Below are 11,831 nucleotides of genomic sequence, written 5' to 3' on the forward strand. Positions count from 1 at the left end.
CAGCAGGCGGTTGACGCGCGGCAGATAGATCTGCCCGGCATGGCTTTCCGAGGTGTAGCGGACCTCGAAGCGCGGCAGCAGACCGAGCTGCACCGCCTGGCTGACCAGCGAATACGCGCCGGTGATCACGGCCTGGCTGGCGATCACGGTCGCGGCGGTGGCCAGCACCACCAGCGGCAGCAGCAGCAGTTCGGGCACCATGCGGTAGAACGAGTTCTCGATCGCGGCGGGGTCGGCCAGCACCAGCGCGCCCTGCCCGAAATAATTGATCAGCAGCGCCGGCAGCACGAAGAACAGCCACGCCGACTGGATCGGCTTGCGGCCGAAATGACCGAGATCGGCATAGAGGGCCTCGCCGCCGGTGACCGCAAGGAACACCGCGCCCAGCGTGACCAGGCCGATCGTGCCATGCGACACCAGGAACTGGACCGCGTAATAGGGATTGATCGCCGCCAGAACGGATGGATCGTCGCTGATATGGACGATCCCCATGACGGCGAGGCTGGTGAACCACGCAACCATTACCGGACCAAAGGCGGTCGCCACGCGCGCCGTGCCCTTGCTCTGCACGGCAAAAAGCACAACCAGGATGAAGACGGTGAGCGGCACGACGTAGTGCTCGAGCGCCGGCGCCGCGAGCTTGAGACCTTCGACCGCCGACAGCACCGAGATCGCCGGCGTGATCATCGAATCGCCGATGAACATCGACGCGCCGATGACGCCGAGCGCCATCAGGAACATGCTGCGACGGCCCAGCGCGCGCTGGCCGAGCGCCATCAGGGATAAAGTTCCGCCTTCGCCATTGTTGTCCGCCCGCAACAGCAGCAGGACGTATTTGGCGGTAACGACGATGAACAGCGACCAGAGGATCAGGGACAGCACCCCGAGCACGATCATCCGCGACACCGGCTGGCCGTGAGCGGCGCCGATCGCGGCCTCGCGGAAGGCGTAGAGCGGCGAAGTCCCGATATCGCCGAACACGACTCCGATGCTGCCGAGCGTCAGCCCCCAGAACCCCGATGTGCTCGCGGTCTCCTGACCTTCGGTCGATGTGGCGCTGGCCGTCATGTCGCTCGGAACGCGTCTTCTGTGATTGGCCCGGCGCGTTTGGACGCAGACCGGCTGCGGGTCAAGTCTCTACCGTAACAGAGCTGGGCCTGTCGCCTGCGACCAAAGACGCAGGGCCTGCCCTGCACAGATCTCTGAGCCACCCCACGGCAATCAGCCGCGCGGCGCCCGCGCCGAGGCCGGAGACACTGCGATGCGACCGGCAATCCGGGGGCGGCACCCTGCCCGACGGCAATATGGTGTGGCGCAGGGGCGAAGACTAGGGCTTGAGGTCTGGCGGAAGAGGCGGATCTTCCCGCATCAGCGTGATCGTCACGCGGCGATTGGCCGCCAGTGAGGGATCGTCCGGGAACAGTGGCTGGGTGTCCGCCTTGCCCGACACGGCGTAGATGTGGCTCGGCGGAAGCCCCTCCCGCTCAAGGATCTGGCGCACGGCGTTGGCGCGGTCAGCCGACAGGTCGAAACCGCCGTAGTCGCTGCGCGACGGAACGAAGCCGGCGGCGGTGTGTCCGGTAATCTGCACCCGCAGCGGCGTCGCCTTGAGCGGCGCGGCCAGCTTCTCGATCAGCCGCCGGGTCCGGTCATAAGGCACCTTCGAGCCGTCGGCGAACATCGAGCGGCCGTCCTGGTCGACGATCTCCAGATTCAGCCCCTGCTTGGTCTCCTCGAACATGATGTGCTTGGAGATCTCGGTCATCTCCGGCATGTCCTGCAGCGCCTGGCGCAGCGAGGCGGAGGCCAGCGCGAACTGCCGGTCGGTCTTGAGCTTGGCGCCGTTGGTGTGCTGGCGCTCCTCCTGCTCCGGGCTCGGATCGCGCGCGGTCTCCTCGGGCGAGATATGGGCCGCGTTCTTGAGCTTCGGACGGGTCGGCAGGCCGTCGGATTCGACGATGCCGGAGTAGCGCGACTCGGTCTGCATGCCGAAGGCGTCGCGCATCGAGCCCGCGACCACCTTGAGCTTGTTGTTGTCCATGGTCGAGAACGCGACCAGCATGACGAAGAAGGCGAGCAGCAGTCCCATCAGGTCGGCGAAGGTCACGAACCAGCCGTGACCGCCGCCATGCGCATCGCCCCGTTTCTTCTTGGCCATCGCTCAGATCCCCGCCCCCAAAGCGCCGCAGCCGCCGATCAGGCCGGCACGGGCTCGCCTTCGGCATGGCGATGCTTCTCCGGCAGGTAGGCCAGCAGCATTTCGCGAACCAGAGCCGGGCTCTTGGAGTCGCGGATCATCAGGATGCCGTCGATGATCAGGGTACGATTGGTCTCCTCGTCGAGCAGCTTGCCATGCAGCTTGTCGGCGATCGGCAGACAGATCAGGTTGGCCACGAGCGCGCCGTACAGCGTCGCGAGCAGCGCGGTCGCCATGAACGGGCCGAGCTTGGACGGGTCGGTCATGTTGGCGAACATCTGCACCATGCCGATCAGCGTGCCGATCATGCCGAAGGCCGGGGCGCAGTCGCCGACGGCGCGGTAGATCTTGCTGCCCTCATCGAGGTGCATCAGGAAATTGTCGCGGTCGCGCTCGAGATTGTCGCGGATGAATTCGAGGTCGTAGCCGTCGGCCACGTAACGGATGCCCTTGGCGAGGAACGGCTCGTCGGTCTCGACCTTTTCGAGGCCGACCGGCCCCTGCTTGCGGGCGATCTCGGCGATGCGGGCGAGCTCGTCGACCAGCTCGCGGGCGGACAGGCGGCTCATCGTGAACACGAACTTCATGCCGAGCGGCACGCCGTGGGCGATGGCGCCGAGCGGGAAGCGGATCATGGTGGCGGCGGTGGATCCGCCGAAGATGATGATGGCGGCGTGATCGCTGACGAACATGCCGAAATCACCGCCCAGCAGCATCATGACGGCGATGACGATCACGCCGACCACGAGCCCTGCGCCCGTCATGATATCCATGAGCTTACTCCACCCGCATACGCGAACAACCGGCCGTCCTGGACGGGCGCGGCGGCCCTGCCCCACGCGCAACCAACACTAGATGCGCGCCATTAAGGACGGGTTACTGAATTTGGTAGGCATAATGAGACGTAAACAGAATGCAGCGAGCACATGCTCATCTGCGCGCGCGGACCAATCTCACGCCGCTGCCGCGCCCGATTTGAGCAGGTTCGTCTCGGCGAAACGGACCGCCTGCTCGAACGATTGCTGCATCTTGTGGACCATCTCCAGCATCTGCCCCGGCTCCATCGTCGCCGAGCCCAGCTCGAGCTCGCGAGACAGCCGCGACAGCGCCGCAAAGCCGAACGTCGCCGACGAGCTCTTGATCGAATGCGCCTCGCGCTTCAGCTCCATGCGATCCTCGAACTTGGACGCGAGCTTGTCGAACTTGCCCGACGTATCGTCCAGGAAGGTCCTGAGCACCTCCAGCGCATCCTCCTCGCCGAGCTCGGAGATCAGGATCTGGTAGACGGAGTCATCGAATTGCACCAGGTCGGTCATGCGACAAGCCTTTCCTTGTTCGTGGCAGCGGCCGCGCGGAGCAGAGCGGCGTTCAGTCGATCGCGCGTGACCGGCTTGGTCACGAAGTCGTTCATGCCGGCATCCGTGCACGCCAGATGGTCCTGGCTGGTGGCGTTGGCCGTCAGCGCGATGATGTAGATGTCCTGGGCGGGCGGCGGCAGCGAGCGGATCATGCGCGTCGCGGTGACGCCGTCCATCTCAGGCATCATCATGTCCATCAGGATGAGGTCGTAGCTCTGCTTCTGCACGGCGGCGACCGCCTGGGTGCCGTTCTCCACGAGCTCATAGCTGTGGCCGAGCTTGTCCAGCAGCTTCTTGATCACGAACTGATTGGTGAGATTGTCCTCGGCGACGAGAATCTTGAGCGGCTCCAGGCTCGTCCGACGCTCTTCGGGGGCGATCTCGCCGGCCGGAACGACAGTTGCCTCGGGCGCGCTCACCTGCTCGACGTCCGGCTGCGGCTGCGGCTGGACCTCGATCGAGAACGTGAAGGTGCTGCCCTCGCCCACCTTGCTCTGAACCTTGATGTCGCCGCCCATGCAGGTGACGAGCCGCTTGCAGATCGCAAGGCCCAGACCAGTGCCGCCGAAGCGGCGGGAGATGGAATTATCGACCTGCGAGAACTGCTTGAACAGGCGGCTGACGGCTTCCGCCGGAATGCCGACACCGGTATCGGCCACGGAGAAGATCAGCGTCAGGTTCGGCCCCGCGAGGTTCTCGGCCCGCACGTCGATCTTGACGCTGCCCGCCTCAGTGAATTTCAACGCGTTGCCGACGAGATTGAACAGCACCTGGCGCAACCGCGCGGGATCGCCGACCACGAAGTTCGGCACCTCCGGCGCGATCGAGGTGGTCAGCTGCAGACCCTTCTCCTTGGCGCGCGAGACCAGCAATTCGGCCGTCGCCGTGACCGACCGATGCAGGTCGAACTCGATGTGCTCGATCTCCAGTCGATCGGCATCGAGCTTGGAGAAATCCAAGACGTCGTTGAGGAGCTGCAGCAGGTAGTCGGCCGACTCGCGCAGCGTGGTGGCGATCTTGCGCTGCTCCGGCGCGAGATCCGCCGACAGCAACAGGTCGGCGAGCCCGATCACGCCGTTCATGGGCGTACGGATCTCGTGGCTCATCATGGCCAGGAATTCGGAGCGAGCCCGTGTGCCGGCCTCGGCGGCATCGCGCGAGGCGGCCAGTCCTGCCTGATAGCGCGCGATCAGGATCGTGATGATGCCGATGACGACGGTCAGCAGCGCCCCGACCAGCAGATCGCGATCGCGGTTGATCTTGAACGCGCTGAAGATCTCGTCGGAGGCCTGACCAACGATGACCACCAGCGGCTGCCCCTTGATGCGCTGGAAGGAGTAGATGCGCTGGACACCGTCGATCAGGCTCCTGGTCATGTAGGAGCCGCTATCCTTCTGGATCGCGGTCATGACCGGACTACCGACAAGCGAGGATCCCACGCCGCCAGAGCCGGCCGAGGCGCGCGCGCGCACGATGCCGTCGACACCGACGAGCGTGACGTTGCCGTTCTTGCCGAGATCAACCGAGTTGTAGAAGCTGGAGAGATATTCAGGGTCGAGGGAAACTACCACGACGCCGCCGAACGAGCCGTCCGGCATGATGATCCGGCGCGTCAGCTGGATCGACCATTTGTTGGAGACGCGGCCGAAGATCGGCTTGCTGATGAAGAGAAAGTCATCCTTGCCGTCGGCATGGACCCGGAAATGCTCACGGTCGCGCAGGTCGAGGCCGCGCATCTTGGGATCGATGTTGCTGGACAGCATGATGCCGTCCTTGCCGATCACGACCACCTGGAACGAGAAATCGGACAGGAACTGGCTGTTCTTCGACCATAACGACATGTCGAAGTTATGCGGATCCTTGGCATAGGAGTCGCGAACGTAGAGCAGCGTCTGATCCGCGGCGCGGATCGAGCGGATGATCTGCTCCTCGAAGGCGCGCGCGAGATTGGCGCCGTTCTTCAGCGCCGACTGCTCGGTCCGCGCATGCTCCTCCGTGATCGTGTAGAAGATGCCGGCCCACACCAGCGCGATCGCCGAGAGGCCGATCACGGCGCTGCCGAAATGCCCGATCAGCCGCACCATCGCGTCCACGGCCCGGTCGAGCCGGCCGAACAACGGCATCGATTTGGAAATCAGCCTGCGCATGTCTCTCGCCCTCGGAGGACATGCCTAGCGATACAGGCTAGCGATCAGGTAAAGCTTGATGGATAAAATCTTCTCAACGGGCCAGACCTGCTTAACCTTCGGCCCCAAGGGCGGAGTTACGGGTAATCAGTCACCGCGATTGCAGCGCCCCCGTAATCATCCGGATGAATTCATCGCGCGGCTTGCCGCAACTGGATCGCAACAGCGGCCGAACTCATGAGCCGCACCGCGAATGCGGCGCGGCTCATGTCGAAGATGCTCAGTGAATCTCCGCAGAACGCTTCAGGGCGTCCTTGAGCTTCGCGAGCGAGAAATCGGCCGAGCGGGCGATCTCCAGGATCGGCGTCTCGCGGCGGGCGCACAGTTCGGCTGCCTCGGGCAGGCTCGCTGCGATGTCCGCCGGGATCACGATCGCGCCGTGGCGATCGGAGTGGATCAGGTCGTCCGAGCGCACCGTCATGCCGGCGACACGGACCTGGCCGCCAAAGCTCTCGGCATGCACCCAGGCGTGCGACGGACCAATCGAGCCAGCCAGCGCCTGGAAGCCCGGGGCCCACTGCGGAATGTCGCGGATCGAGCCGTCGGTGATCACGCCGAGGCAGCCGAGTGCCTTGTGCACATTGCTCTGCACCTCGCCCCAGAACGCGCCATAACCGATATCGGGGCCGTCGATGTCCTGGATCACGACGATGCGCGGACCGTGGCCGGTCCCGACATATTCGTAATAGTCAGTGCGCCGTTGCGCCTGCTCCTCGACGCTCATGCCGGACTTGACCACGGACCGGATCGTGGCGGTGCGCGCGTAGCCGACCATCGGCGGCAGGTCGGGAAACGGGCAGACCAGCGGCTTCGTGGTGTAGCCGATCAGGCGGCGGTCGGGCGCCACGATCTCCATCGCATTGCAGATGGTCGGCGTGTCGTAGCGCGCGAGCGCCTCAAGGACGGCGGGGGCAACGGCAGGACTTGTCACGGGCGTTTTCTCCGGATGATGCGGACGGATCATCGCCGTCCTTGTCTCCGGTATAACTGACGCCTCCTATGCGGCAAAGCTTCGGGCGGCGAGGACCGCCCTGCGCTCAGTGCAGCCGCTCAGGCGGCCGCTGCTCCTGTTCGGCCGTGGGTGCGCCAGCCGGCGCGAATGTCGGGGCCGGCGACGCCGACGACTGAGCCGCTGCTGCTGCGGCGGCACTGGCCAGCGTCGCGGCATGCCGCGCGGCCTGCTGGCGGTACAACCGCCAGCCAAAGGGCAGACTCAGCATGTAAAGGATCGAGACCGCCGACAGGATGTGCCAGGGATAGACCACGATCAGCGCGACGAAGAACACCACCGCGGCGAACACCGGCAGCACGAGCTCCGGCGAGACGCGCATCCGCGTGGTCTTGCCGGAAAACACCGGCAGCCGCGAGACCATCAGGAAGGCGATCAGCAACGTGTAGAAGGCGGTGATCAGCGCCGGCGGCTTGGGCAGGTCGAGAAAGGCCAGATAGACGGGCAGCAGCACAGTGATGGCGCCGAGCGGCGCCGGCACGCCGGTGAAGAAATTCGCGGCGAAGGGCGGCTTGCTGGGATCGTCGATGCTGGCATTGAAGCGCGCCAGCCGGAGCCCGCCGCTGATGGCATACATCATCGCGGCGATCCAGCCGCCGTCGCGCAGCTCATGGAGCTGCCAGAAATACAGCATCAGGCCCGGCGCGACGCCGAAATTGACGAAGTCGGCGAGGCTGTCGAGCTCGGCGCCGAATTTCGACTGCCCCTTGATCATGCGGGCGATGCGGCCGTCGATGCCGTCGAGGAAGGCGGCAAAGACGATGGCGCCAACCGCAAGCTCCATCCGGCCCTCGGTCGATAGCCGGATCGCGGTCAGGCCGGCGCAGATCGCCAGCAAGGTAATCATGTTCGGCACCAGCAGCCGCACCGGAATCGGGCGGAAGCGACGCCGGCGAAGGTCGGGAGAGGTCGGATCGAAGCTCATGATCACACCCGCGTGGGTTTTCACTCGACCTTGTGCCGGATCCCGACCGAAGGTCCCGTTAATGGGTCATTCCGGGCCGGCGCCGGTTCACTGGCTCCGGAACGACAGGCCGGGCACGGCGACGTCGAAATCGGCCAGGATGGTTTCGCCGGCGATGGCGGTCTGCCCTTCGGAGACCAGAACCTCCGTGCCGTCGGGAAAATAGACGTCGAGCCGCGAGCCGAAGCGGATCAGCCCGAAGCGCTCGCCGGCCCCGATCGTCTGGCCCTCACGGACGAATGACACGATCCGGCGCGCGACGAGGCCGGCGATCTGAACCACGCCGATCTTGCCGTGCGGGGTCGAGATCGCGAGCGAGTTGCGCTCATTGTCCTCGCTCGCTTTGTCGAGTTCGGCGTTGATGAAGGCGCCCGGGCGATAGGCGATCTTCTCGATCCGGCCGGCCACCGGGCTGCGGTTCACATGGACGTTGAACACGCTCATGAAGATCGAGACCCGCAGCAGCGGCCGGTCGCCGAGGCCGAGTTCAGCCGGTGGCAAGGCGCGGGTGATCATCGAAATGCGCCCATCGGCCGGCGCCACCACCAGCCCGTCCCGCTGCGGCGTCACCCGGATCGGATCGCGGAAGAACAGCGCGCACCAGATGGTCAGCAAGGTGCCGATCCAGCCGAGTGGCGTGAAGATCCAGAACAGGATCAGGCTGACCAGGGCGAAGCCGCCGATGAACGGATAGCCTTCGGGGTGGATCGGCGGGATCTGGGCGCGGATGGAATTGCTGATCGACATGGCCTGCTTCGTTGAGATGTCTCGTCCCTCTGACCTCAGAGCGGACCGCCGCCCTGACTAGGTCGCTGCGCGGCGAAGGTCAAAATGATTCCTTAACTGTGGATCACGGCGGTTCGATGGGCTCATTCGGCGGCGGTGGCCACCGGATCGGCCGCCCCGGGCGGATTGCGGTTCGGGGCCGCCGCATCGTCGCCGATCTGCGCCAGCTTCTCGCGCGCCTCCTCGGCCTCGCGCTGCCGGTTCCACATGCCGGCGTAGAGCCCGCCCTTCGCCAACAGGTCGGCATGGGTGCCCCGTTCGGCGATCCGGCCGCGGTCGAGCACGATGATCTCGTCCGCCGCCACGATGGTCGAAAGCCGGTGCGCGATCACCAGCGAGGTGCGGTTGCGGGAGACGCCATCCAGCGCCTCCTGGATCTCGTGCTCGGTGTGGCTGTCGAGCGCCGAGGTCGCCTCGTCCAGCACCAGGATCGGCGGCCCCTTCAGAATCGTGCGGGCGATCGCGACCCGCTGCTTCTCGCCGCCGGACAGCTTGAGGCCGCGCTCGCCGACCTGGGTCTCGTAGCCCTTCGGTGCCATCCGGATCAGGCCGTCGATCTGCGCCAGCCGCGCCGCCTCCTCCACCGCGGCATCGTCGGCATTCCAGCGGCCGTAGCGGATGTTGTATCGGATGGTGTCGTTGAACAGCACGGTGTCCTGCGGCACCATGCCGATCTGGGCGCGCAGCGACACCTGCGTGACGTCGCGAATGTCCTGCCCGTCGATCAGGATGCGGCCGCCTGAGACGTCATAGAGCCGGAACAGCAGCCTGGAGATCGTCGACTTCCCCGCGCCCGAGGGACCGACGATCGCCACCGTCTTGCCGGCGGGCACTTCGAAGCTCAGGCCCTGCAGGATCGGCCGCTCCGGCTCATAGGCGAAGCGGACGTCGTCGAAGCGGACGCTGCCCGCGGTCACGACCAGCGGCTTGGCCCCGGGCGCATCCTTCACCTCGGCGTCCCGCGTGAGCACGCCGAACATCTTCTCGATGTCGATGATCGCCTGCTTGATCTCGCGATACACCATGCCCATGAAATTGAGCGGCTGGTAGAGCTGGATCATCATGCTGTTGATCATGACGAAGTCGCCGACGGTGTTATGGCCCTGGCGCACACCATGGGCGCACATCAGCATCGCGACCGTCAGGCCGATGGTGAAGATCACGGCCTGCCCCGCGTTCAGCACCGCGAGCGAGGTGTAAGTCTTCACGCTGGCGCGCTCATAGCGCTCCATCGAGCGGTCGTAGCGCTCGGCCTCGCGTGCTTCCGCGCCGAAATATTTCACCGTCTCGTAGTTGAGCAGCGAGTCGATCGCCTTGGTGTTGGCGTCGGTATCGGAGTCGTTCATCCGGCGCCGGATCTCGATCCGCCACTCGGTCGCGATGTAGGTGTAATAGAGATAGGCCGCGACCATGGTCAGCGTGACCAGCACGTAGCGCCAGTCGAACTGCCACAGCAGCACGGCGGTCAACAGCGACACCTCGACAATCGTCGGGATCAGCTGCAGGATCACCATCCGCACGATGGTCTCGATGGCGTTGCGGCCGCGCTCGAGCACGCGCGTCAGTCCGCCGGTCTTGCGCTCCAGATGGAAGCGCAGCGACAATTCGTGCATGTGGACGAAGGTGATGGTCGCGAGCTTGCGCACCGCATGCATGGCGACGCGGGCGAAGATACCGTCGCGCCACTGCGTCAGCACGGCCATCAGCACGCGCATTGCGCCATAGCTCGCGGTCATCACGATCGGCGAGGCGACCAGCCAGAACGCCCAATCGTCCGGCTTGATCGGCGCGGTGTTGGCCCCGGTCAGTGCATCGGTGGCCCATTTGAAGGTGAAGGGCAGCACCAGGGTTGCGACCTTGGCGGCGAGTAGCAGCACCACCGACCACAGCACGCGCATCTTCAGGTCGGCGCGGTCGCTCGGCCAGATGAAGGGCCAGAGATGCCGCAAAGTGCCGGCGAGCGTTCCCTGCTCGAGGGACGCGGGCGTCTCGGCGGCGCCATGATGGGGGGATGAATCGGGAGGCATCAAGCGATCTGGAACAGGGGGGATCTTGGCCGGTTATCAGGCGGGGTCACCTGCCCCATATAGAGTGTTCGCCCGCCAAGTGCACCCGCACGCCGACGGATTCCGTTGCGGCGGCGCAGTAATTGCATAACTTGATTCAGATCGATTGGATTGCCCGTAGAACTCCGCGAACCACCCCATCCGCCCTTGTCTTGACGCCTTTCGGTGGCAGTGTCACACCCATCCCATGACTGAAATCCGTACCGTCTGTGTCTATTGCGGCTCCGGCCCGGGCACCAATCCCAGCTTCATCGAATCGGCGAAAACCCTCGGCAAGGCGCTCGCCGAAAATGGCGTCCGGCTCGTCTATGGCGGCGGCTCCATCGGCATGATGGGCGCGGTCGCCAAGGCCGTGCTGGAGCATGGCGGCGACGTCACCGGCATCATTCCGGACTTCCTGGTGAAGAAGGAAGTCATGATGCCGCTGAAGGACCTCATCGTCACGCCGGACATGCACGAGCGCAAGCGGCTGATGTTCGAGCACTCCGATGCCTTCGTCGCCCTGCCCGGCGGCATCGGCACGCTCGAGGAGTTGGTCGAGCAATTGACCTGGAAGCAGCTCGGGCGCCACGCCAAGCCGGTGCTGATGGCCAATATCGACGGCTTCTGGGAGCCGCTGTTCGCACTCTTGGCCCACATGCGCGAGACCGAATTCATCCGTCCCGGCTTCCAGATCGAACTGCTCAAGGCCGACCGCGCCGAGGACATCCTGCCGCGGCTGCGCGAAGCCGCCGCCCGCGTCGCCAAGGAAGAGACCGAGATGGCGCCGGAGATCGCCAAGCGGCTCTGAGCCTCATTCCGACGGAAACGTCACGGCCTCGATCCGGTTGCCGTCGGGATCGAGCACGAAGGCCGCATAGTAGCGCACGCGGTCATGCGGCCGCAGTCCCGGCGCCCCATCGGAGACCCCGCCCGCCTCCACTGCCGCCGCGTGAAATGCATCGACTTCGCCGGTGCTCCTGGCGCGGAAGCAGAGATGCGAGCCGGTGTCGGCCGGCACGCGCGCCATGCCGGCGCGCAGATTGATCCAGAATTCCGGATAGGCCTTGCCGAAGCCGACATTCGTCGGCCGCTCGACCAGCCGGGTCAGCCCGAGCGGCGCCAGCGCCAGCTCATAGAACTGCGCGCTGCGGGCGAGATCGCTGACGCCGACGGAGATGTGGTCGATCATGGTGAGCCTCCCCCGCCCGCCGAAATCGTCGCCTGGATGAGCGCAGCGACATCCGGGGTCTCACGCGTGCTCTCGGTGAACCCGGATGTCGCTG

At 65.4% G+C, this 11,831-nt stretch carries 11 protein-coding genes; 1 reads left to right on the forward strand and 10 read right to left on the reverse strand.

Features of this window, described 5'->3' with window-relative positions; all coding sequences use genetic code 11:
- The 9 genes from BRAO375_RS17510 to BRAO375_RS17550 form a co-directional block, all read right to left on the reverse strand.
- Positions 1–1,068 (reverse strand): KUP/HAK/KT family potassium transporter (locus tag BRAO375_RS17510; RefSeq protein ID WP_035640815.1); only part of this gene is annotated, 1,068 nt, incomplete at its 3' end.
- Between the two features lie 259 nt (positions 1,069–1,327).
- Complete coding sequence (locus BRAO375_RS17515; protein ID WP_009028797.1) at positions 1,328–2,158, reverse strand: OmpA/MotB family protein; 831 nt, start codon at positions 2,156–2,158, stop codon at positions 1,328–1,330.
- A gap of 38 nt (positions 2,159–2,196) precedes the next feature.
- The gene (locus tag BRAO375_RS17520; protein WP_009028798.1) at positions 2,197–2,970 is read right to left on the reverse strand and encodes a motility protein A; all 774 of its coding nucleotides are present in this window, start codon (positions 2,968–2,970) and stop codon (positions 2,197–2,199) included.
- 180 nt (positions 2,971–3,150) lie between these two features.
- Positions 3,151–3,513: an Hpt domain-containing protein gene (locus BRAO375_RS17525; protein WP_009028799.1), complete on the reverse strand. Its 363-nt coding sequence runs from the start codon at positions 3,511–3,513 to the stop codon at positions 3,151–3,153.
- The gene (locus BRAO375_RS17530) at positions 3,510–5,702 is read right to left on the reverse strand and encodes a hybrid sensor histidine kinase/response regulator (protein ID WP_009028800.1); all 2,193 of its coding nucleotides are present in this window, start codon (positions 5,700–5,702) and stop codon (positions 3,510–3,512) included. Before BRAO375_RS17530 ends, BRAO375_RS17525 begins: the two co-directional genes overlap by 4 nt.
- Positions 5,703–5,961: 259 nt before the next feature.
- Positions 5,962–6,705, reverse strand: coding sequence for an RraA family protein (locus tag BRAO375_RS17535; RefSeq protein WP_009028801.1), 744 nt, complete (start codon positions 6,703–6,705; stop codon positions 5,962–5,964).
- Positions 6,706–6,778: 73 nt separating this feature from the next.
- Positions 6,779–7,675 (reverse strand): CDP-alcohol phosphatidyltransferase family protein, encoded by an 897-nt coding sequence (locus tag BRAO375_RS17540; RefSeq protein ID WP_009028802.1) that lies wholly within the window; start codon positions 7,673–7,675, stop codon positions 6,779–6,781.
- An 87-nt stretch (positions 7,676–7,762) separates the two neighbouring features.
- Positions 7,763–8,479 (reverse strand): phosphatidylserine decarboxylase, encoded by a 717-nt coding sequence (locus BRAO375_RS17545; protein ID WP_283806078.1) that lies wholly within the window; start codon positions 8,477–8,479, stop codon positions 7,763–7,765.
- Positions 8,480–8,583: 104 nt separating this feature from the next.
- Positions 8,584–10,527, reverse strand: a complete 1,944-nt coding sequence (locus BRAO375_RS17550) for an ABCB family ABC transporter ATP-binding protein/permease (protein WP_009028804.1) — start codon at positions 10,525–10,527, stop codon at positions 8,584–8,586.
- Between the two features lie 226 nt (positions 10,528–10,753).
- On the opposite strand from BRAO375_RS17550, the gene BRAO375_RS17555 reads away from it, so the two are divergent.
- Positions 10,754–11,356 carry an LOG family protein gene (locus BRAO375_RS17555; protein WP_009028805.1) on the forward strand — a complete coding sequence of 201 codons (603 nt, stop codon included), beginning with the start codon at positions 10,754–10,756 and terminating at the stop codon, positions 11,354–11,356.
- A 3-nt stretch (positions 11,357–11,359) separates the two neighbouring features.
- Here the strand turns inward: BRAO375_RS17555 and BRAO375_RS17560 are convergent, their stop codons facing one another.
- A complete protein-coding gene (locus BRAO375_RS17560; protein ID WP_009028806.1) occupies positions 11,360–11,737 on the reverse strand; it encodes a VOC family protein in 378 nt (125 codons plus the stop codon).
- Positions 11,738–11,831: the final 94 nt, after the last annotated feature.

The organism is Bradyrhizobium sp. ORS 375, assembly GCF_000239775.1.
Lineage (GTDB): Bacteria > Pseudomonadota > Alphaproteobacteria > Rhizobiales > Xanthobacteraceae > Bradyrhizobium.